This is a genomic window from Oceanobacillus salinisoli (assembly GCF_009733865.1).
Taxonomy (GTDB): Bacteria; Bacillota; Bacilli; order Bacillales; family Amphibacillaceae; genus Oceanobacillus; species Oceanobacillus salinisoli.
The window spans coordinates 127,586-147,966 of sequence record NZ_WOFB01000018.1; the positions used below are offsets into that span (position 1 = coordinate 127,586).

The window sequence follows — 20,381 nt, forward strand, 5'->3', positions numbered from 1 at the left end:
TAACCGTTATTTTTTGTTACTAAAAATTTTAACATTAATTAGAACTGCAAGTAACAGTACTAGACCTTCTGTTATTTGAATGATATATGGTGAAACATGCATGAGTGTAAGGCCGTTTTTAATAACGCCGATTAGAGCTACACCAAAAATAGATCCTATAATGGTACCAGCTCCACCAAATAAAGAAGTTCCTCCCAGAACAACAGCTGCAATAACGTCCATTTCAAACATATTACCTATATTAGACGATCCAGATCCTAATCTTGCTGCAATGATAAGGCCAGCTAAAGCTGCTGCACCACCACTTAACATGTAAGTCATAATCTTTACTTTCTTCGTATGTACACCTGTTCGTCGCACAGATTCTTCATTTGCACCAATACCTGTGACATAATTACCAAAACGCGTGTACCTTAAGGCGATAACTCCTATGATTGCTATAAAACCAGCTAGAATAACAGGAAAAGGTACGCCCAAAACTCTCCCTTGCCCCATTCCGATAATCCAGTTCTCACCTACAATCGCAACGGAATACCCTCCGGTAATTAATAATGCTAAGCCACGAACATACATTAATGATGCCAAAGTAGAAATAAGAGGAGGAATATTATGATATGCAACAACGTAACCGTTAACAAAGCCAATAGCTAAGCCGGCAGCTATTACTGCTAAAAAGGCTACTATTAAACTTGTTCCGGAAGCTAATAACGTAGCAAGCAAAGCACTTGCTAATGCCAGTATAGATCCCACGGATAAGTCTATTCCACCAGTAGTAATTACAAACGTCATGGCAACTGCAACAATGACATTAGGTGCTACTTGGATGATTAAATTGGTTACATTAGAGGCTGATAGAAAAGATCCTGTTGCAATACCGAAAAACAAGGATACAGCTAGCAAAACCCCAAATATACTTAAAGTAGAAAGATTTTCTCGTAAAAATTTCTTTAACTGACTTTCCTTTATTATACGTTCACTTACATAGACATCTTCTTCCATTTTCATGACACACCCACCCCTTTATCTGGTGATCCCATAATCGATTTAATTAGGGAGTCCAATGTAAATTGCTCAATCAATCTATCATCGATACATTTTCCTTCATTAAGAACCATTATTCTGTCACAAACTTCAAATAAATCCTGTAATCTATGAGTAATTAGGACAACGCTAACGCCTTTCTTTTTAACATTATTAATTAATTCTAGAACCATATTTACTTCCTTTACCCCTAGTGCTGCAGTAGGTTCATCTAAAATCAATACCTTAGGGTCAAAAACCATCGCCCGAGCAATCGCAACAGCCTGCCTCTGTCCTCCAGACATATTTTGTACTGGTAATTTTGTAGAAGAAATATCAATTCCCAACTTATCAAGATGTTCTCTTGACTTGGCGTGAAGCGTTTTTTGATCTATTAATCTTCCTAAAAATTTCACCGGCTCACGACCAAGAAACATATTATTAGCAACACTTAATGTATCACATAAAGATAAGTCTTGGAAAACGGTTTCAATACTTAAATCCTTTGCTGCACGTGGGCTATCAATACTAACTTTTTTCCCTTCGAAATAAAATTCCCCTTCATCAGGAATCACAACACCACTTAATACTTTCATTAAAGTAGATTTACCAGCCCCATTATCACCGACCAGTCCTAAAACCTCACCTGGTTTTAACTGTAAATCAACACCCCTTAAGGAACGGATATTTCCATAGGATTTTTGAATATTTCTCATCTCAATTTGAAAATGCTCTTCCACTTATGATTCCTCCCTTATTTTGAATAACAGAAGAGTAGCTAGCTCTTCTGTTATTCAAATAGTGATCTAAATTCATCAACATTGTCTTTTGTGACGATTGTTGCAGGTACATCAATAAGACTTTCTACTTCCTCACCATTAATAATGTTTATTGCAGCAGATACTGATTCTGCACCATATTGATCTGGATGTTGTTGAATAACCGCTTCAACAAAGCCTTCATCAATTCCTTGAACTACTTGCGGTGATAAATCCCAGCCAAATAATTTCACCTTATCTTGCATATTTTGCGTACGTACAGCTGACACAGCTCCAATAAATGCTGGTTCACCCGTTACAAATACAGCATCCATGTCAGAATTAGAAATAAGAAGATCTTCAGACGCAGTTAATGCTTTCTCTTGGACATTTTCACTATCAACAATATCTACAACATTTATCCCATTACTTTCCACTGTTTCTAAAAAGCTATCTTGTCTATTTACTTGAACAAATGCATTTAGTGCACCGACTACCCCAAGCTTAGCCCCATCTGAGAAGTTTTCATTAGCATATTCATTAAAGTATTCACCAAGTTTAATACTTTCCTCACTATTATCAACACCTATCTGAACATCAACAGAATCATGCTGAATAACCGAGTCTACTGAAATAACAGGAATGCCTTCACTCTCTGCTTTTTCAACTACGGGAAGTAAGGAACCAGCATCAATTGCATTAATAATGAGTGCATCCGCACCTTCACTTATAAAATTCTCAATGGCATTATATTGGTCTACCTGTTTATTATTTGCATTATAAACATGAAGATTGACTCCCAACTCGTCTGCCATTTCCTCTGCACCCTTAACCATTTCGGTAAAGAATAATGCTTCCTGATTAATAACGGTCATCGCAATTGTCGGTTTATCCGGATCATCACCAGTACCACTAGCATCTCCTGATGACTCAGAACTACAAGCACTTAATACTAAAGCAAACGCAATCATCAAAACCCATCCAAGCTTTTTCATAATATTTTTCCCCCTGTTATTCATTTATATTTCAGCTGTTATTCAGCTAAATATTGTAGTATGTTCACCCATATCTTCTGGTAGTTTTCCCAATTCATAAATTCATTCGATCCCCAGTGTGGTGCACAATCACTTGCAAAACAGACTGCTTTCCCCTTACCGTATTTGCCAGTAACTAAGAATGGATCATTGTCAACTGTAACTAAAACTTCTGCATCAGGTTTGACGCTAAATTGGTTATACCCTAAGAATTTTGGCCATTTTGAAATACCTTCCGTAATGGAATGCTTCGTTTCTGTTGTTTCAGGATAAACACCTTCTGGCTTCTCAACACGATCGTCTATATCCTTCATCACAACTGGAAGAACATCGGCGATTTCTGTATTTTTATAGTTGGCCTTGGCTTCAATACCGGTGAAAGACAGATAACCACCTATCATCAGTAACCCTCCGCCATTTGCTACATACTCTTTAATTAAGCTTAGAGCGTTAGGAACTGTCCCCATTTCATAAAAGGTTTTATTTTGTAGTAGGAATGTATTGCTACCAATATCACTAATAACAATAGAGTCGTATTTATTTAATTCTTCTAAAGTCTTAGGAAAACGAATTTGCACTTCATGTGAAGGAAGATAATCTAAATCTACGCCCCCATTACGTAAGCACTCTAGTAAATAAGTGGCACCTTCTTCATATTTCGTACTTGTAAAACTGTCAAACCCTTTATGATGGATCATATGAATCGTCCATGATTCCCCAATAAACAATACTTTCAATTTTCACATCTCCTTTATATTTTTATCTATTAACCTCATTATGATAAGGAATAAATAGCTAAACCCCATCCTCCGAAAACTTACACGGAACCTGTGCTTCTACTTCTTCTATCGTAGGCATCCCCTCTTGTGCACCTAATTTAGTTACTGCAAGTGCACCAACTACTACCGCAAACTCAACCGTTGATTTCAAACTTTCCCTTTTGCCTAACATAAATGCAATACCCGCATTAAAAGCATCACCAGCTCCAGTAGAGTCTACTGTAGTTACATTATGACTAGGAACATGTGTTATTTTACTATCTTTCCCTTTATAAAAAGCACCATGGCTTCCCTTGGTCATAACAATTGGACCTTCGTAATCAAATATAAGTTCTTCACTATTTTTGTAATTTTCTTTCCCTAACAAAATAGGGAGTTCATGTTCATTAGGTGTTATCAGAGTTGTTTTTTTCTGTAAATCTTGAGGTAGTTTAATTGCTGGTGCAGGATTGAGAATAAATGGAATTTCATAGTTATGTGCGATTTCTGCAGCCATGGTAACAGCACTTATAGGAATTTCTAAAGATGCTAGAATAACATCAGCTTTTTTCAAACTTGATTCTTGAGACCTAATAAATTCCGGAGTCAAATAACTGTTAGCCCCAGGAACAACAATAATTGAGTTGTCACCTACCTTTATAGTAATGGATGCAATGCCTGTAGGAACATTATCTATAACTTGTATGGAAGAAGTGGAAACATTTTCTCGCTCAAGGTTCTGCATCAAACGCTTTCCATAGTCGTCATTGCCAACACAGCCGTATATCGTCACCTCTGCTCCTAGTCTTGAGCATGCTACTGCTTGATTAGCACCCTTTCCACCAGGGTTTGTTGTAAATGAATCACCAATAATGGTTTCACCTAAGCTTGGAATTCTTGAAACCCCCGTAACAAGGTCCATGTTTATACTTCCAATTATCGCAACCTTTGGTATGGACATATGTATCCCCCTATCTTAAAGTAGAATCATTTTGAATAAGTCTTACATCTAATTCATAGTTATTAATCTCTTCATCCTCTTCCTCTATCTTTCTAATTAATTCGTTTACCGCTAATTTGCCCATCTCATTAATAGGTTGTTGAATCGTTGTTATCGAAGGAATCATATAACGTACCATGTCAATCCCATCAAATCCTACTATTGATAAATCATCTGGAATTTTACGGTTCCATTCATAAGCGGCCTTCATTGCACCTATAGCTGTTAGGTCATTAGCTGCAAATACTCCATCAATATCGGGATGTCTTATAAAGAGTTCCTTCATTCCCTGATATCCACCTTCAACTGTATAGTAACCAAGAGCAACTAAACTTGGGTCCATCCCACCATTTTCCTTTAGAACAGAACGATAACCCCAATATCTATTAGTTGCAGTTATTTCATCCTCAGGTCCCCTCAGATGACCAATCTTCTTACATCCTATCTCTATAAGATGTTCTGTAGCCAAACCTCCACCCATTTTATTATTAACCGAAATAGAGCTAAATTCGTTATTAAAATTATTTCTATCGATACTCACAACTGGAATTCCACTATTCTTTAAAGTGTTTAATCCAGCTTCGTCTAATAGATGGGAACTAAAGATGACCCCATCCGCAAACCCATCATTTATAGAATCGATGAAATTTCTCAGTTTCTCCGGATTATCATCCGTATTACAAAGAATTACTTTATACCCTTTTTCATGGGCTTCATTTTCAATAGAACTAGCCAATTTCGGGAAAAAGGGGTTACTGACAACCGGGAAAATTAAAGCTATTGTATTCGTTTGCTTTTTAGATAAACTTCTTGCCACCGAATTAGGCTTATATTTCATCTCTTCCATAACACTCATCACATGCTCAAAGGTTTCTTTTTTTACATCTTTGTTATTTAAAACTCGAGAGACCGTTGCTACAGATACCCCCGCTTTTTTAGATACATCTCTAATATTTACCATGCCTTGGCAACCCCTATCGTAATCGGTTACATTGTTATAATAATACATAACTTATGTAATTTCTAGAACATTATATGTAATCGGTTACAAGTATAATATCACAATTTTGATTTTTGAGTCAATACGATTATTGGGAATTATCTAAATTTCGTAAAAAAAGGGATGGGAAGGACAATAAAGGCAGGTAGAGACCATTGAAAAGTCGTTCTAAAAATTTCCCGAATAAAAAACACCCAAAATTGTCCAATGGGTTAGACACCCACTGGGTTAATGTGTTAAAGTGCACAAAGGTAAGCGTCAAAATAATCCCCATCTAAAAGTTTTAGGTGGGGATTATTTGACGCTTCCGTAAGGTGTAGTATTTGCATAACATCAGCAAGGTAATGCGATTTTATTTGGCAAATCCAAATACCCTTCAACACACACCAATGTTCGTTCCATCTGCTTTTTTAATATATAAGGAGTTATATCAAGATGGAGGCTTTCTCCATTCTTAAAGAGAATAGTTGAAGAAAGATGATTGGTTGGTTTTTTTCAATCCGGAGAACGTGATGATAGGAGATCCAGCAGCAGTCGATATGGTTGGTTGCATGAGTGGGGAAGAGGTAAATATTTAGGTGCGGATTAATCGGGATGGGGACTTTGCGTTGGAATCCAGTTTGAAGTCTAATTGCTTCCCTTGTACCTTCGTATGTCGTGTACCTCTCCAGGCAGGCTTGTTTGATCAGTTGGATAGGTGGTTGTTTTATGGGAAGCATTCGATTTGGTTCATTATAGTCCAGACAAAATAATGGATATATGTCTAAAAGTAATGCGAGGTATCTTGTATGACTGGGCTCTTCATCACGCAGATTTTTCTTTAATAGATAAGCAGGTGGATTTGTTTGACGTGATGATTGAAGGACTAAGAGCAAGGTAATGGGGACACATGGACTAGTAAGTAGAAGTAATGATCAGCAGAATAACAGGAGTAAGCTTATGATTGTACTTAAAAAAAAGAGATGGAAATAGGCTTACATTCCATTTTTACTGACAGCTACTTGTTTTAGGCGGTTTTTGATTAAAGACATACTATAATCCCACCTCTGACATAATCTAGATTCATCTATGACCTGGACAGATCCACCACCTACTCCCTAATAAATTTTGCAAGAATTGTGCAAAATTTATTAGGGAGATTGTGTCAGCCCCCACTAACCCCACCAAGTTAATGTGGTAAAGTGCACAAGGTATTAGTTGTTTCTAATTGGTATTTTTCTAGCAACAGTATGAATTAAAGTTTCGCGGTTATCGACACTCCCCTGTCTAAGCAACATACATGTCACTGAAGAACGGCTGACCCAAATTAAATGTTGTTGTAAAAAAGGAAGTAATTACTCTACACATTGGTCAAGCAGAGGGTAATTACTTCTTTTTCTGTTGGTGACAGGTGCGTCTAAAACACAGAGCCAGACGTTACGCGGATCCTAACAGTGGGGTCACCTCAGTCCCTCATCCCAGTTATGAGGTGCTTTTTAGGTGTAGTAATTAATCGTTAGTGGTCAGCTCTAATACATTAATGTGCACAAAGGCTCAGAGGGTTCTACATTAAACATATTTAGATATCATACATTTAAATTTGAACCATCTTACAGAGTTAAGGTGATTTATAATTATATTTTATATAAAATTGTAAATAGAGATAATAATTGGTATATTGTAGTCATTAAATTCTAAAAGTGGAGGGGAACGTATGTCTCAATCATTTGCTCGTGGTTTAAAAATACTTGATTTGTTTTCTAGCGATAGGCCAGTACTAAATATTGATGAAATCGCTGATAAAATAGGGGTTTCTAATATCACAGCCTATCGATATGTTCATACATTGTGTGATTCTAATTTTTTGATTTACAAAAATGGTGAGGTAAGAATCTCAGCCAAAATATTGAAGTATTTACATTTGTTTTGGGAGCATGAGCACCTTGTATCTATTGCAAAAGATCATATAACAGCAGTACAGGGAGAAATAAATGAAACAATAGCTCTGTGTAAATTGGAATTAAATAATATCATTTGTATCTATCGTCTAGAAAGTTCATTATCATTGCGATCCTCTTTTATGGTAGGACAGAAAATGTCTATTCATGCTGGGGCTTTTGCTCGTACTATTGCTGCTTATCTTCCAGAACATGAGTTTAAAGTAATTCAGAATAATATTAAGTGGGAAAAACTGACCAAAAATACGATAACTAGTTATGAGCAGTATTCTGGGCGGCTAAGCATGATTCGAGAACGTGGGTACGATATTAGTATCGAGGAAGTAGATCCTGGTGTGATTGGGCTTGCAGTACCAATTTTATATGAGGGGAAGGCGGTAGCCTCTATAGGGATTGGAATGCCAACTGTACGCTATGATCCTCATTTGATTGATGAATATATTTTAAAATTAAAAGAGACAGCAGAAAAGGTCACAGTTGATATAAGAAACAATAAAGAGTTGCTATCCTAAAAATTATAGGATATATTTTTTTATCATTTTTTCACATACTGAAATTTTAATTTTCATTATTGAAATAATTATTATAATAATCTATAATTAGAATAACCCAATTGTAAGCGGTGCCATAATCTTAAAATTTAGGAGGTAATTGGATGGGGTTAAAGGAAAAAATGGAGTTGCAAGCTTGTGTTGGAACATTTTTAAAAATCCCTCGGACAGAAATTGTAGAAATGTTAGCATTAGCAGGATTTGATTTTGTGATTTGTGATATGGAGCATGCACAAATCAGTGAATCGGAAGCAAGAGAAGTTATAAGAGCTGCAGTATCAATGAATATGGATGTGACAGTAAGGTTACCAGATGCATCGCAAGGATTAGTAAATCGATTGTTAGAAGCTGGTGCATCAGGTATACAGATCCCTAGACTAAAAAGATCGGCAGATATACAGCACTTGTACAGTGTAATGAAATATCCTCCTAAAGGAACTCGTTCTGTAGGAAATGCAAATTTACAAGCTGGTTATGGTTCTATTAATTTAGTGGACTATTTAAATAGTGAAAATGAACGTGTAATAACAATCGGACAATTTGAAACGAAAGAAATGGAGCAGCCATACGAGAATTTATTTGAGGAACTGGATGTAGCTTTTATTGGACCAACGGATTTGTGTGTGGATTTTGGAGTTCCTGGAAATCTTGATCATCCAGAAGTGCAGGCAAGGTTGCAACTCATTGAAGATATGGCGAAACAAACAGATACTGTACTTGGAGCATTTGCCCCTAATGTTGATGCTGCGAAAAGATATATTGATAGAGGCTACAGGTACTTAGCGGTAGGTGGCGATGCTGGAATTTTGATGAGCGCAGCAAAGTCTACAGTTAAAAATGTCAAAGAATTATTAAATGTTTAAGGAGGATGTAAAGAATGTATGATAAAACGGATCCGCGAGCTAATTTAGCCAAAGAAAAAAGCAAAACAGAGGTATCTCATGATATCGCTCCAGCAAAGGTTGTGAAATGTTACGAAGATGCACCAATTATGACCCCTAAAGGTTCGAGGATTTGGTGGTCCCGTGGACAAAACTTTTATCTGGAGTATTCAGAAACAGTAGATGGAGAAGTATTTGAGAGAAGAGAACAAGTTGATGAATATGTTATTTTCCTGCCAGATCATAATTCATCAGCAATTATTCAATGGGGAAATGAGAAAGTAGAAGTGGAAGGTTATAGTCTTGCGGTGGTTCCAAAAGGGAGTAGTGATTTAAAGATAACGTCGGGTGGTAGATTGATTCGATTATTCTCCTCCCAAAATATAGATTTAGAAGATCTACCAATTAATAAAAAAGATTATCAAGAATCAGATTTGAATGTTGCGTCTTTTACGCCTTGGCCGGAGTCGCCAGAAGGATCAAAAGTACGTGTTTACAGTTTAGATGTTCCGAAAGAAGAAGGAAGGTTTGGTAGAATTTTCCGTTGCTCGACCTTTATGGTGAATTTCCTTGATCCTTTTGAAGGGCCACGTGATCCGAGTAAACTATCTCCACATTCTCATGCTGATTTTGAACAATGTTCACTTATCCTACAAGGAGAGTTTATTCATCATTTTAGATGGCCATGGACATCGGATAAAAGAAAGTGGCGGGAAGATAGCCATGAAGTATATGGGAGCCCGTCTGTTACAGTAATCCCGCCTGGAGTAATTCATACTTCTCAAGCGGTAGGGACAGGGACGAACATATTGGTTGATATCTTTTGTCCGCCTAGGATGGATTTTTCTAAACAGGCTGGATGGGTTTTAAATGAAAATGATTATCCGATAGATTAAGAAGAAATTTATTAAATTTCGGAGAGGAGCTTAGAAACAATGTATGAAAAACTGCTTGAAGGAGGATATGACTTACATGTCCATACAGGTCCAGATGTAAGTGAGAGGAAGTTAGATGATATAGATTATGGTAAGCGATTAATAAATTTAGGGATGAAGGGGTTTGGTATTAAATCCCATTACTTTTCTTCTGCTAGTAGAGCAAGGGTTGTAAACAAAGTTGTTCCGGGGTTAAATGCGATAGGTACATTGGTGCTTAATAACACTGTTGGTGGACTCAATCCTCTAGCGGTGGAGATGGCAGCTAAAGAAGGCGCGAAAATTGTTTGGATGCCAACATTTGATTCAGAAAATGAAATCGAATACATGAATAATCAAATGGGATATGAGGAGTTGCCACCTTGGGCTAAAGTACAAGTGGATCGAAAAAAGGAAGGAAAAGAGCAATCTAGTATTTCCATTTTAGAGGATGGAAAGATAAAATCTTCTGTTTATGAAATCCTTGAGTTAGTGGCACAACATAATCTAGTCCTAGCATCGGGACACCTAGGGAAAAAAGAAATATTTACGCTTGCACGAGCAACAAAAGAACAGGGGATTAAAAAATTTGTAGTCACACACCCAACGTTTTCCTCTATTGCGCTTTCTAAAGAAGAACAGAAGGAACTTACCGAAATGGGAGCATACTTAGAAATATGCTGTGGAACCATAACTCCAAAATATGGAGCGACATGGGATGAAATATACGATCAAGTAAAATATATTGGGCCAAAGAACTTTATTGTCTCTTCGGATATGGGGCAGGTTACAAATCCATTTCCGGATGAAGGGTTACTAGAAGCTGTAAAAAGGTTTTCAAATAATGGATTTTCAGAAGATGAAATTAAAACAATGACGACAGAAAATACAACATTTTTAGTGGAAAGCTAAAGGAGGATACTTGAAATGGATAAAATTATCAAAATACTTTTAATAATGTCATTACTAAGCGTTGTTGCTGCCTGTGGAGGTGGCAATACTAGTACTGAAGTGAGCGGTGATTCATCTGACAATGGTGACAATACGTATACCTTTACACTTCCTCATGCAGCTGCAGAATCTCACCCTTTTCATATCGGTATATTAAAATTTGTGGAACTAGTGGAAGAGAAGTCAGAAGGAAGAATTGAAATAGATGTATATCCGTCTCGTCAACTTGGGGATGAAAGGGAAGTGCTAGAAAATGTTATAAATGGAACTACAGAAATGGCACTTGTATCCACACCAATTTTTAGTTCTTATACATCTGTATTTGATGCTCTTCAGCTGCCATTCTTACTTAATTCATATGAAATAGAAGAAGCGGCATTTGAAACGGAAGCGTTAGATAAAATGCTAGAAAGTCTAAATGACTCGATTGGTTTGCAAGGTATCGCCGTCATGGAAGGTGGGATGAGACATATAGCTAATAATAAAAATGAAGTTAGAGTTCCATCTGATTTGAATGGTTTGAAACTAAGAACAGTAGAAACACCATTATTACTGGATGTCTTCAATCAGTTGGGTGCCTCTCCTACACCAATGGCTTATGGTGAAGTTTATACTTCATTGGAAACAGGAGTGCTAGATGGAGAGGAAGTAAATTTATCGACCATTGTTGCTGAGAAGCATTATGAAGTACTTGAGCATGTTACTTTATCTGGGCAAAATCCATTTCCAGCTATCATACTAATCAATCAAGAAATCTATGAAACATTAAATGAAGAAGATCAAATGATTTTAAAAGAAGCTGGGGTGGAGGCGAGCAAATATTTATTTGAAGAGATTAAGCAAATGGATGATGAGGCATTAGAAACGATCAAAGCAGAGGGAATCAATGTCGTAGAAATGGATGACATCGATATTTTTCTTGAAGAGGTTCAACCAGTTTATGATGACTATATGGCGAAGGATCCTCTAATTGAAGAGTTTGTTAATGAAGTTCAAAGTCTTAAATAGGATCATACTATCAATGGAGAGTACCTTCTCCATTGATAGTATATTAGATTCTTAGGGGGGATAAATGATGCAATGGCTAAGTAACACATTATATAAGCTATCTGTTTATGTGATTTCTATTATGCTAGGAACCATGCTAGTTGTCACATTGTTAGAGGTATTTGCACGTAATGTATTAGGTTTTTCCTTTTCATGGAGTGGTGAACTATCACGCTTTTTGTTAATCTGGATTACATTTTTCGGTGCAAGTGCAGTTTATAAACGTTTAGAAATGCCAGCTTTTGATTTATTAACAGCTAAACTATCTGAGAAGAAAAATGGTTCCATTATTTTTAAAATCACTAACCTCCTTATTATTGTGTTTAGTGTTATTATTGCATATTCAGGTTTTTTGGAAAGTTTTTCGAAGACTGTTAGAATGCAGTCTACTCCTAGTTTAAACATTTCCATGACTTACCCTTACTTGGCTATTCCAATCGGAATGACAATTATATTGATTCATGCTACTGCTTTTTTAATAGGGGAGAAAGCGAATAAAAAAGGGGTTAGATTATGATTTTAGTCGGAATAACCTTTGTTGTCTTGTTACTTATAGGGTTACCAATTGCATTTGTATTAGGGTTAACAGGTGTCGTTCATTTATTTACGATTCCTAATTCTAATTTAACAGATATAGTAACTCAACGAATGTTCTCAGGAATAAATAATTTTACTCTACTGGCAATTCCATTTTTTGTTCTTGCTGGTGAATTAATGAATGCATCAGGAATTACAACAAAGCTTTTAAATTTTTCAAGGAATTTAGTTGGGAGTTTACGTGGTGGATTGGCTAACGTTAATGTATTCATAGGGTTGTTTTTAGGATCTATTCTAGGTTCATCTAATGCAGATGCTGCAATTAGAAGTTCGGTGGTCGTTCCGGAAATGGAAAAAGATGGGTATAGCAAAAGTTTTGCTACTGCTTTAACAGCAACTTCCTCAACGATGGGGCCAATTTTTCCGCCAAGCATTACGCTTATCTTATATGGAGTTATTGCTAGTTCATCGGTTGGAGCATTATTTATTGCGGGGATTGTGCCTGCTCTACTAATAGCTCTTACCCACTTAGTAATCATTTATTTCTATGCTAAAAAACATAACATTGAAAAGAAACCAGTTCCTCCTATAAGAAATATTCTAAAATCCTTCTTGGAAGCGGTGCCATCATTATCCATCCCAATGATTATATTGGGTGGTATTTATTCTGGTATATTTACTCCGACAGAAGCTGGGTCTGTGGCGTGTTTAGTAGCTATATTAGTAGGCATGTTTTATTATAAGACATTAAAAATCAAGCACTTTCCTCAAATATTTTTTAAAACTGGTTTAGTGACTTCATCTATTACTGTCATTATTGCAACGGCTAATATCTTCGGATGGACGCTTACGATTGAAAAGATACCGCAAACAGTGGCTGAGATGTTATTATCCTTAACCGAAAATCAATACATTATATTACTGATTATTAATGTTATATTACTGGTTATTGGAATGTTTATGGAAGTAACTGCTGCACTTCTTATTTTGGTACCTGTATTCTTGCCAGTTGTCACAGCTTTGGGAGTAGATCCGGTTCATTTTGGGTTAATAGTTTCATTGAATCTGACAATCGGTCTCATTACTCCACCAGTTGGTATCGTTTTATATGTTACATCTAATATTACGAAGGTTAGTGTTCCGTCAATTGTCCGGTCGTCTTTACCATTTTTAGTAGGTCTGATGATTGTATTGTTAATTGTAACCTTTGTTCCTGCCGTGTCACTATGGCTTCCTAGTTTACTTGGTTTTTAGTTTGTAAAAATGAAATGGAGGAGCATTCATGAATATTCTAATTGTCTACGCGCATCCAGAGCCTAATTCTTTTACTGGTGCTTTAAAAGATAAGTCCGTAGAGGTGTTAGAGAAGGAAGGGCATCATGTAGAAGTATCTGATTTATATAAGGATAATTTTAAACCTACTGCGGGTAGAGATGATTTTCACACCGTCTTTAATCAGGATCGTTTTCATTATCAAGCCGAGCAAGAATACGCTTGTGAACAGGATGGATTCATCAATGAGATAAAACATCAACAAAAACGTCTACAAAAGGCAGATCTTTTAATTATGTGTTTTCCACTTTGGTGGGGTGGGATGCCGGCCATTTTAAAAGGTTGGGTTGATAGAGTTTTGGCTTATGGATTTGCTTATGTCGATGGTCATCGTTATAATACCGGGCTATTCCGTGGAAGACGAGGAATATTATGTATTTCTACAGGAGGGACCAAACAACGCTTTTCCGAGATTTCAGAAGGGGGGACATATGGAGAGATTGACAGAGTTCTTTATCCGCTAAATCATTGTATAATTAAATACTTTGGTATGGAACAATTAAATCCTTATATAGCCTATGCGGCGCCACGTTTACAGGAAAAAGAAAGAAAAGGTCTATTAGAAAAATGGGAAGAGAGACTGATAGAGATAACGAGAGATAAAGAGTGGGAGCGGAACCTAAAAGAGTGGAAAGAGAAAGAAGTGAAAATAAATAATGTACCGCGTGGATGGGAAAGAAAGTAGAGAATGTTGAGGACTTTCCCTTCTTCTTAGTTGAAAGCATACCGACTGTTTACACGAAATCGCAAAACATAGAAAACATTGCTATAATAGAAAGTAGTAACTCAAGAAAGTGGATGGATGTTGGCTATCTTTCAATCAATGATGAAAGGTAGTATAGAATTAGCGTGGGATTGCGCTAAATAACCCAGATTTCCATCATACAGCCATTGACCAATAATAGAAACGGAAAAAATTCTTGGTCAGCCGTACCAGTTTACGGCTAGTAGTTACAAAAAGGGCTAAGCGCATTTCCCCAAAATTTAGTCCTTTTTTGTTTGGAACCAGATTTCTACAGCTTTAAAAGCGGATATAAAGGGATTAAACTAACCATTTAAAATTAATAGCAAGTCAGCCATCCGCCAAAAAGTTTGTTAAGGCAATGGCAGCACTTTGCATGAAAATCATACAGTACTGTACAATTGAGAATCCATATACGAATACATACATTCTAACGTTCGTTGCATTTGTTTTTTTAGACTATAGGTAGATACATCGAACTGAATGGTTTTACCGTTATTGAAGGTAAGGCTAGAAGATGATTTTGTCGTTTGGTTTATTTGTAGTACATGATCACAGGAAATCCAACAGCATTCATAATCGTTGGTCGCGTGGGTGGGAAAGAAGTAAATATTTTGGTGGGGATTAATCGGGATGGGGACTTTTCGTTTGAAACCCGTATAGTGATAGACAGCTTCTCTGACACCTTCATATGTGGTGTATCGGTTCAGGCAGGAATTTTTTATGATTTCGATTGGGGTTTGTTTTACGTAGATGTATCGGTTTTGTTCGAGAACGATAGTATAGTAATCAATATGTTTTGCGGGTAATAGTGATATGGTGTTTTTATGGATGGAATAGTGGGATAGGATTTCCTTCATGTAGGGAAACACTCCTTTTTGTGATTTAGAGTAGAATGGAGGACAGGGGAGGGAATGTGCTTCCATCCTGTCTTTCGCGTGGGAAATACGTTTTTGTACCATAGGAATTTAAATCCATTTTTTTTAGAGAATTTACTCTTGAAATATAGAAAGAGTCGGCCTAAACACGGGTTGAATATAGGAGGTAAGAGTGGAAAACTATTTTTAATTTTTATCCTTCATTTCCTGTTTCACTTCTTTCACTAATTCTCCAACATCCATGTCTAATGCATCACATATTCTAATAATGGTTTAGAATTCAGGGGATACCTTACCTCGCTCTATTTTCCCTAAGTACCTTTCAGATAAAGAGGCTGCTTCTTCAATTTGCTCTTGTGACTTTTTTAGTTGGTTTCTTTTCTTTTTTAATTGTTCTCCAACTATTTGATCAAACGTTTTCAATAAGTAACCACCTTTTTAAATCCATTATCAAAGGATTCAGACAAACATAGAACGTGGTATAACACGTTGATTTTTGTTTGAGGTGGTGGTATAATTCGGTTCTTTTTAAGGAAGAGGCGTGATAAAGTACATAAATTAAAAAGGAGAGTCGATTTTTATTATCGGCTCTCCTTTTAGGGTTCTAGAGATTTTTGATGTCTGGATTGTGGTCCAACACAATTTATGGACTGACCCATACCAGATCCAAATTATATAAATATAAAATAAAACAACGAATGATTCCACTGTAGATGATGTTGCAGAGAATTTTAGAAAACGTTTGGTTTTTTTCTCCTTTGACAAAATGAGATAATGCCAAAATAAAAGAAGAGTGAAAAAGGAATTAACTTAGAAAACATCTCCCCAAACGTCATTTTGGCAAAAAATCCGAATGGAATTCAGTAGAAATGTTTCGGAGTTTGGCATTTTTGCGAAGTTAGCCTCCTGTACGGTTTGTATTAGGTTGATTATGCTAAATACAACATCAATGTTTCCTAAATGGAAATCGATGAAAAAAGGGAGGGTTTGAAGTGAAGGAAAAAGAGACATTTGAAGAGATATTCAAACAAAACGAGAAACGTATTTATTTTCATATGCAAAAGCTCGGCATCGGGATCCATTCGGTGATTTTTATTCGGGAGGTTTGTATGCGATGTGGACAGCCTATCAAAAATATGAGCCTGATAAAGGCACCCTTACAACGTACTTCAACTATACGATTCGCAATCGCCTCATCGACCTGATCGTAAGAAAATCAATGACGAACAAAACGAGGAACCTACATAGAAAAAGAAATTTCAACTTCCTATGACGGAAATAAGTATGGGGACTCCAAATTTCCGATTATGGATACAAGCGGAATTCAAGTGCTGGATCAGAATTCGTGGGAGCGGGTATTTTCCCTGTTAACAGAGAAACAGCGGAAATGGGTGTATTATCATATCATACGTGATATGTCGCTAAAGGAAATTGCCAAATTGGAAAATACATCTGTGGAAGCCGTGAAGGACTGGGGGAAGCAGGCGAAGAGGAAGTTGCGGGTTTATTTTGATGAGTGAAGTGTGGGGAGTTTGAAAAGAATTGAATGCTTTATATGATAGGATTGATAGTCTACACACTCAGCAGCGGTGTTATCATCAATATCCAGCCGGTGCAGCATTCGGCGGTTACAAGATGTCTGGTATCGGACGTGAAAACCATGCGATGATGCTTGAACACTATCAACAAACCAAAAACTTACTAGTAAGCTATGATCAAAAGCCTCAAGGATTCTTCTAAATCGAGAGGGTGAGCGTTATGGTGAATCGTGTCATTGCGACGGACGAAGCACTACATTTCATAGAAACAATGAAAAACAGGCATGGAGCTATTATATTCTATCAATCCGACGGCTGCTGTGATGGATCTGTACCAATGTGCTACCGCGAAGGAGACTTCCTGTTGGGAGACTCGGACTTCCTTCTTGGTACGATTGGCGATGTGCCATTTTATATGCATGAAAGCCAGTACGAGTACTGGAAGCATACACAGTTAATCATTGATGTTGCGAAAGGCTCAGGACCAACCTTTTCATTGGATAGTATCGAGGACCAACATTTTATCATTCGCTCCCATGTGTTCACGGAGGAGGAGTATGGGGAATTGGAGAAAGGGATGTAGGGTTGGTGTTCATCACTTTGCTCAATATAGTAATAGTATGTAACAACTGACCACTAAACCTTATAAAAATAAATGGTGACACATAATAAACATGTCGAATATGCGTCACCATTTTACTTCTTGTTCCACTATCGCGCTTTTAACGGAAGAATTTAATTTATCCAAACACTGCCTGCAAAACAACACCAACCATCATAATGAATGTGGAGTAAAATGAATTGTTAAGAGATGAAAGATATTAAAATATAGTTAGAAAAAGGAAGGATTTAAGAATTTTAAAGTTCAAAGGGAGTTTAGTGGAAAAATCCTTCCTATATAGAATATTTTAACATGAAAAAGTATTAAAATGTCGAAATGGAAAGAAAAACATAAAAATTTGTCGGAAATTTTATTAATGATGTTAATATCCTAATGAGAATACCGATATAATATAGTGAAGTTTATACATACTACTTAAATTTTATGAGGTGAAAAAATGAACAAGACAGAATTGATTGCAAAAGTAGCGGAAACATCTGAAATTTCTAAGAAGGATGCCCAAAAAGCTGTAGATGCTTTAATGGATACTATAAATGGTGCATTAGCTTCTGGAGACAATGTGCAACTTATTGGATTTGGGACATTTGAAACAAGAGAACGCTCTGCGCGTAAAGGGCGTAATCCGCAAACAGGTAAAGAAATTGATATTCCTGCTACTAAAGTTCCGGCTTTTAAGCCAGGGAAAGCGTTGAAAGAGGCAGTGAAATAGCAGGGAATCCATACATATCAATGCTTTCAGTCATTTGGTTGTTAAGCAGTTTTATTATTTTAAAACTGCACACAAAATCTTTGAAGGCAATATGGTCCCAAAAGTTTTTTATGGAACATAGGGGGTGCAGTAGTTGAATTATAGCTACTGCACTTTTTTGTTTCGACCAATTTTGGGGACATTAGGTCGGCTCCTTGTACTATAGTCTAGAATAGATAAAATAAACTGAAAAGCCTTTTTAACTTTAAACTGGACTATTATAAATGGCAACTCATTAATAAGGAGGCTGATTTTCCAAAAAGTTTATCGAGCGATCACTTATATAAATCTTTGGAATAGTAGATGAGAGGAGAATTACTATGGATTTATAAAATAGTTATAAAAAGAAGAACGCCCTGAATGGACGTTCTTTCCTTTTTCTATCATATGTTCTTAGCTTAAGCTAAGTCAGCGACAGAAATATTTACATCGTTTACAAATGATTGCACTTTATCTTTTTCTAAAATCGACATTTCTATATAATGTGATTGTCCAGCATTATTTGTAATTGCCATTGCACTTGTATAGCAATTTAATAATGGTAATGCTCCTAATATTAATAAAATAAGACCACCTAAGAAAGAGTCCCCAAACATACCTAAGCCTATTAAACATAAAATTAGACCAATTATTAAGCGTTTAAAATGAAATTTCGTCGATACACTTACGCTTGCCAAGTTTTTTAGAGGATATGTAATCTCCTTTTTACCTAATGGAAATACCCCTAATAGTGTATTAGGCTGATAACCTATTACTCTTTTTGAAGTTAAACTAAAATTTGTTTTCAACCAAGATAATACTAAATTCGTGGTAAAATTATCCTCTTTAACTACTGATTCGTCGTTCCCTAGAACTATACCCATGACTAAATACCTCCTTCCTATAAATTATATAGCCAATTATACACATTTATGTCAAAAAATACCATAGCTTTTGTCGGAATTATTTGGTTAAAAACAATAACAGTGATACCTCAATAGGTAAAATTTACCTATTTTAGAATATCCAATGTAAGTAATTTACCGTTTATGAAAGCGATTATAGATGTGAAAGGTATTATAATTTGGTGCATTTTCTCCAGCTCAATTTTCCCCAAATGTCTTTCTCCTAGACGAGCCATATATTCTATTTCTTCCTGTGACTTTAGGAACCTGATTGTAACGAAATCCTTAAAACAATATAGAAATGAAACAGCGTGCGGGTGATTGAGGTAAAGCACTAAGGAGATGGAAGGGTCTAGTTGCGTGTTCTATCGTTTATAAAAAGATGGAAGGATGGAATCGTTTTAAATCATACATTTTGCATATGGGGTAATCAAGTTCGACCTGGAACATTTTTGGGTTTTTAATAAAGTCTGGAATATTAAAATATTTCGGTAATTTTATTTGCATTTGCAGGAATCAATCTGACTTTTATCGAAAGAAGTAGAATAATCGACTATTTTCAGGAGGATGTGCATGAATCTTATCGAATTATATTGTCCAATATGCCAGCAACAAGTAGAAGGGAATGACAAGGTTGTCCTGGATACAATCAATACAATCACACATAAAACCTGTTTTAATCTAGAGTTTGCTTTAAAGGATTATGGGACATTTGAAGAGATGGTGAAGAGGTATGAGTTTTTTAAGTGTGAGGATTAGGTGTGGTCTTAGTGGCGCTATGGAAATTGTTAAAGGTATAGTTAGCAGATATGTTTGAATCTGATACAAAGGGTGAAGTTGTTACGATTTGATTATCATTGACAAAAAGGAGGTTACGCTGTTATGGAAAATTCGAGTGAATCTTTACTCTCTTATATCAATAAATATGATCCCGATGAAGAACTTAAAAAGTTAGATTTTAAAGAGATTGAAGTGTGGATAGATGATGAGTGGTCTGAACTTGTTGAAGTAGATGGAGTACCACCAGGAGAAGCAACCTCTATTATTATTGATAGTAATTATAAATGGATGTACAACAACTCAAAGAGGAAAAAATTCGTTTTTGAGAAATTATTAGAATTAAACAGTTGTAACCAAGGTGATATTATAGAATATTTAAAAGACGAAATAAATAAATTGGAAAGAGCCCTACGAAGTAAGTGTGCACTTTAAAGGGGTTGTCAAATAAAGTGTGTAAGTCCCAAAACAC

26 protein-coding genes and 1 pseudogene are annotated in these 20,381 nt (G+C 36.2%); 16 read left to right on the top strand and 11 right to left on the bottom strand.

The window, feature by feature from the left end; all coding sequences use genetic code 11:
* Positions 1–6 precede the first annotated feature (6 nt).
* The 8 genes from GMJ66_RS14120 to GMJ66_RS21225 all read right to left on the bottom strand — a co-directional run bounded on the left by GMJ66_RS14120 (position 7) and on the right by GMJ66_RS21225 (position 6,289).
* Entirely contained in the window at positions 7–1,005 is a 999-nt protein-coding gene (locus GMJ66_RS14120) for an ABC transporter permease (RefSeq protein WP_156290962.1), read from the bottom strand.
* The gene (locus GMJ66_RS14125; protein WP_197046712.1) at positions 1,002–1,760 is read right to left on the bottom strand and encodes an ATP-binding cassette domain-containing protein; all 759 of its coding nucleotides are present in this window, start codon (positions 1,758–1,760) and stop codon (positions 1,002–1,004) included. The genes GMJ66_RS14120 and GMJ66_RS14125 overlap by 4 nt, the downstream gene beginning before the upstream one ends.
* Positions 1,761–1,810: 50 nt before the next feature.
* Complete coding sequence (locus tag GMJ66_RS14130) at positions 1,811–2,773, bottom strand: substrate-binding domain-containing protein (protein WP_156290963.1); 963 nt, start codon at positions 2,771–2,773, stop codon at positions 1,811–1,813.
* Positions 2,774–2,811: 38 nt separating this feature from the next.
* Positions 2,812–3,549: a glutamine amidotransferase gene (locus tag GMJ66_RS14135; protein ID WP_197046713.1), complete on the bottom strand. Its 738-nt coding sequence runs from the start codon at positions 3,547–3,549 to the stop codon at positions 2,812–2,814.
* 58 nt (positions 3,550–3,607) lie between these two features.
* On the bottom strand, positions 3,608–4,531 hold the full coding sequence (gene rbsK / locus GMJ66_RS14140) for a ribokinase (protein ID WP_156290964.1): 924 nt from the start codon (positions 4,529–4,531) through the stop codon (positions 3,608–3,610).
* Between the two features lie 10 nt (positions 4,532–4,541).
* Positions 4,542–5,531: a LacI family DNA-binding transcriptional regulator gene (locus tag GMJ66_RS14145; protein ID WP_197046714.1), complete on the bottom strand. Its 990-nt coding sequence runs from the start codon at positions 5,529–5,531 to the stop codon at positions 4,542–4,544.
* Between the two features lie 372 nt (positions 5,532–5,903).
* The gene (locus GMJ66_RS21220) at positions 5,904–6,035 is read right to left on the bottom strand and encodes a hypothetical protein (RefSeq protein ID WP_156290987.1); all 132 of its coding nucleotides are present in this window, start codon (positions 6,033–6,035) and stop codon (positions 5,904–5,906) included.
* Positions 5,996–6,289 carry a competence protein ComK gene (locus tag GMJ66_RS21225; RefSeq protein ID WP_407939236.1) on the bottom strand — a complete coding sequence of 98 codons (294 nt, stop codon included), beginning with the start codon at positions 6,287–6,289 and terminating at the stop codon, positions 5,996–5,998. Before GMJ66_RS21225 ends, GMJ66_RS21220 begins: the two co-directional genes overlap by 40 nt.
* Positions 6,290–6,294: 5 nt before the next feature.
* Between GMJ66_RS21225 and GMJ66_RS20765 the strand changes: the two genes are divergently transcribed.
* From GMJ66_RS20765 to GMJ66_RS14195, 9 genes are all read left to right on the top strand, one after another.
* Positions 6,295–6,450 (top strand): hypothetical protein, encoded by a 156-nt coding sequence (locus GMJ66_RS20765; RefSeq protein ID WP_231514938.1) that lies wholly within the window; start codon positions 6,295–6,297, stop codon positions 6,448–6,450.
* An 813-nt stretch (positions 6,451–7,263) separates the two neighbouring features.
* Positions 7,264–8,019: an IclR family transcriptional regulator gene (locus GMJ66_RS14160; RefSeq protein WP_156290967.1), complete on the top strand. Its 756-nt coding sequence runs from the start codon at positions 7,264–7,266 to the stop codon at positions 8,017–8,019.
* A gap of 143 nt (positions 8,020–8,162) precedes the next feature.
* Entirely contained in the window at positions 8,163–8,921 is a 759-nt protein-coding gene (locus tag GMJ66_RS14165) for an HpcH/HpaI aldolase family protein (protein WP_156290968.1), read from the top strand.
* 14 nt (positions 8,922–8,935) lie between these two features.
* Positions 8,936–9,835, top strand: coding sequence for a cupin domain-containing protein (locus GMJ66_RS14170; RefSeq protein ID WP_156290969.1), 900 nt, complete (start codon positions 8,936–8,938; stop codon positions 9,833–9,835).
* A gap of 39 nt (positions 9,836–9,874) precedes the next feature.
* Positions 9,875–10,765, top strand: a complete 891-nt coding sequence (locus GMJ66_RS14175; protein WP_156290970.1) for a DUF6282 family protein — start codon at positions 9,875–9,877, stop codon at positions 10,763–10,765.
* A 15-nt stretch (positions 10,766–10,780) separates the two neighbouring features.
* Positions 10,781–11,812, top strand: a complete 1,032-nt coding sequence (locus GMJ66_RS14180; RefSeq protein ID WP_156290971.1) for a TRAP transporter substrate-binding protein — start codon at positions 10,781–10,783, stop codon at positions 11,810–11,812.
* Between the two features lie 67 nt (positions 11,813–11,879).
* Positions 11,880–12,368, top strand: a complete 489-nt coding sequence (locus GMJ66_RS14185) for a TRAP transporter small permease (RefSeq protein ID WP_197046715.1) — start codon at positions 11,880–11,882, stop codon at positions 12,366–12,368.
* Positions 12,365–13,642: a TRAP transporter large permease gene (locus GMJ66_RS14190; protein ID WP_231514939.1), complete on the top strand. Its 1,278-nt coding sequence runs from the start codon at positions 12,365–12,367 to the stop codon at positions 13,640–13,642. The genes GMJ66_RS14185 and GMJ66_RS14190 overlap by 4 nt, the downstream gene beginning before the upstream one ends.
* 28 nt (positions 13,643–13,670) lie before the next feature.
* Positions 13,671–14,405, top strand: coding sequence for an NAD(P)H-dependent oxidoreductase (locus tag GMJ66_RS14195; RefSeq protein WP_156290973.1), 735 nt, complete (start codon positions 13,671–13,673; stop codon positions 14,403–14,405).
* Between the two features lie 440 nt (positions 14,406–14,845).
* On the opposite strand, the gene GMJ66_RS21230 is transcribed toward GMJ66_RS14195, so the two are convergent.
* On the bottom strand, positions 14,846–15,424 hold the full coding sequence (locus GMJ66_RS21230; protein WP_156290974.1) for a competence protein ComK: 579 nt from the start codon (positions 15,422–15,424) through the stop codon (positions 14,846–14,848).
* Positions 15,425–15,613: 189 nt separating this feature from the next.
* On the bottom strand, positions 15,614–15,763 hold the full coding sequence (locus tag GMJ66_RS14205; RefSeq protein WP_156290975.1) for a helix-turn-helix domain-containing protein: 150 nt from the start codon (positions 15,761–15,763) through the stop codon (positions 15,614–15,616).
* Between the two features lie 682 nt (positions 15,764–16,445).
* Between GMJ66_RS14205 and GMJ66_RS21235 the strand changes: the two genes are divergently transcribed.
* From GMJ66_RS21235 to GMJ66_RS14230, 5 genes and pseudogenes are all read left to right on the top strand, one after another.
* Positions 16,446–16,613 (top strand): sigma factor, encoded by a 168-nt coding sequence (locus tag GMJ66_RS21235; RefSeq protein WP_407939235.1) that lies wholly within the window; start codon positions 16,446–16,448, stop codon positions 16,611–16,613.
* A gap of 34 nt (positions 16,614–16,647) precedes the next feature.
* Positions 16,648–16,860, top strand: coding sequence for a sigma factor-like helix-turn-helix DNA-binding protein (locus GMJ66_RS14215; RefSeq protein WP_156290976.1), 213 nt, complete (start codon positions 16,648–16,650; stop codon positions 16,858–16,860).
* Between the two features lie 70 nt (positions 16,861–16,930).
* Positions 16,931–17,080: pseudogene (locus tag GMJ66_RS14220) on the top strand (aldehyde dehydrogenase family protein); the annotation flags it as partial.
* Between the two features lie 18 nt (positions 17,081–17,098).
* Positions 17,099–17,461: a DUF779 domain-containing protein gene (locus GMJ66_RS14225; protein ID WP_156290977.1), complete on the top strand. Its 363-nt coding sequence runs from the start codon at positions 17,099–17,101 to the stop codon at positions 17,459–17,461.
* Between the two features lie 475 nt (positions 17,462–17,936).
* Positions 17,937–18,209, top strand: a complete 273-nt coding sequence (locus GMJ66_RS14230; RefSeq protein WP_156290978.1) for an HU family DNA-binding protein — start codon at positions 17,937–17,939, stop codon at positions 18,207–18,209.
* 437 nt (positions 18,210–18,646) lie between these two features.
* Here the strand turns inward: GMJ66_RS14230 and GMJ66_RS14235 are convergent, their stop codons facing one another.
* Positions 18,647–19,111 carry a hypothetical protein gene (locus GMJ66_RS14235; RefSeq protein WP_156290979.1) on the bottom strand — a complete coding sequence of 155 codons (465 nt, stop codon included), beginning with the start codon at positions 19,109–19,111 and terminating at the stop codon, positions 18,647–18,649.
* A 594-nt stretch (positions 19,112–19,705) separates the two neighbouring features.
* On the opposite strand from GMJ66_RS14235, the gene GMJ66_RS14240 reads away from it, so the two are divergent.
* The gene (locus tag GMJ66_RS14240) at positions 19,706–19,891 is read left to right on the top strand and encodes a hypothetical protein (RefSeq protein WP_231514940.1); all 186 of its coding nucleotides are present in this window, start codon (positions 19,706–19,708) and stop codon (positions 19,889–19,891) included.
* 123 nt (positions 19,892–20,014) lie between these two features.
* A complete protein-coding gene (locus GMJ66_RS14245) occupies positions 20,015–20,344 on the top strand; it encodes a hypothetical protein (RefSeq protein ID WP_156290981.1) in 330 nt (109 codons plus the stop codon).
* Positions 20,345–20,381 lie beyond the last annotated feature (37 nt).

Excerpts from the sequence above, each read along its gene's own strand:
- GMJ66_RS14120 (WP_156290962.1), bottom strand. The coding sequence starts at position 1,005 with ATGAAAATGGAAGAAGATGTCTATGTAAGTGAACGTATAATAAAGGAA.
- GMJ66_RS14130 (WP_156290963.1), bottom strand. The coding sequence starts at position 2,773 with ATGAAAAAGCTTGGATGGGTTTTGATGATTGCGTTTGCTTTAGTATTA.
- rbsK (WP_156290964.1), bottom strand. The coding sequence starts at position 4,531 with ATGTCCATACCAAAGGTTGCGATAATTGGAAGTATAAACATGGACCTT.
- GMJ66_RS14145 (WP_197046714.1), bottom strand. The coding sequence starts at position 5,531 with ATGGTAAATATTAGAGATGTATCTAAAAAAGCGGGGGTATCTGTAGCA.
- GMJ66_RS21225 (WP_407939236.1), bottom strand. The coding sequence starts at position 6,289 with ATGCTTCCCATAAAACAACCACCTATCCAACTGATCAAACAAGCCTGC.
- GMJ66_RS14160 (WP_156290967.1), top strand. The coding sequence starts at position 7,264 with ATGTCTCAATCATTTGCTCGTGGTTTAAAAATACTTGATTTGTTTTCT.
- GMJ66_RS14165 (WP_156290968.1), top strand. The coding sequence starts at position 8,163 with ATGGGGTTAAAGGAAAAAATGGAGTTGCAAGCTTGTGTTGGAACATTT.
- GMJ66_RS14170 (WP_156290969.1), top strand. The coding sequence starts at position 8,936 with ATGTATGATAAAACGGATCCGCGAGCTAATTTAGCCAAAGAAAAAAGC.
- GMJ66_RS14175 (WP_156290970.1), top strand. The coding sequence starts at position 9,875 with ATGTATGAAAAACTGCTTGAAGGAGGATATGACTTACATGTCCATACA.
- GMJ66_RS14180 (WP_156290971.1), top strand. The coding sequence starts at position 10,781 with ATGGATAAAATTATCAAAATACTTTTAATAATGTCATTACTAAGCGTT.
- GMJ66_RS14185 (WP_197046715.1), top strand. The coding sequence starts at position 11,880 with ATGCAATGGCTAAGTAACACATTATATAAGCTATCTGTTTATGTGATT.
- GMJ66_RS14190 (WP_231514939.1), top strand. The coding sequence starts at position 12,365 with ATGATTTTAGTCGGAATAACCTTTGTTGTCTTGTTACTTATAGGGTTA.
- GMJ66_RS14195 (WP_156290973.1), top strand. The coding sequence starts at position 13,671 with ATGAATATTCTAATTGTCTACGCGCATCCAGAGCCTAATTCTTTTACT.
- GMJ66_RS21230 (WP_156290974.1), bottom strand. The coding sequence starts at position 15,424 with ATGGTACAAAAACGTATTTCCCACGCGAAAGACAGGATGGAAGCACAT.
- GMJ66_RS14215 (WP_156290976.1), top strand. The coding sequence starts at position 16,648 with ATGGATACAAGCGGAATTCAAGTGCTGGATCAGAATTCGTGGGAGCGG.
- GMJ66_RS14225 (WP_156290977.1), top strand. The coding sequence starts at position 17,099 with ATGGTGAATCGTGTCATTGCGACGGACGAAGCACTACATTTCATAGAA.
- GMJ66_RS14230 (WP_156290978.1), top strand. The coding sequence starts at position 17,937 with ATGAACAAGACAGAATTGATTGCAAAAGTAGCGGAAACATCTGAAATT.
- GMJ66_RS14235 (WP_156290979.1), bottom strand. The coding sequence starts at position 19,111 with ATGGGTATAGTTCTAGGGAACGACGAATCAGTAGTTAAAGAGGATAAT.
- GMJ66_RS14240 (WP_231514940.1), top strand. The coding sequence starts at position 19,706 with ATGAATCTTATCGAATTATATTGTCCAATATGCCAGCAACAAGTAGAA.
- GMJ66_RS14245 (WP_156290981.1), top strand. The coding sequence starts at position 20,015 with ATGGAAAATTCGAGTGAATCTTTACTCTCTTATATCAATAAATATGAT.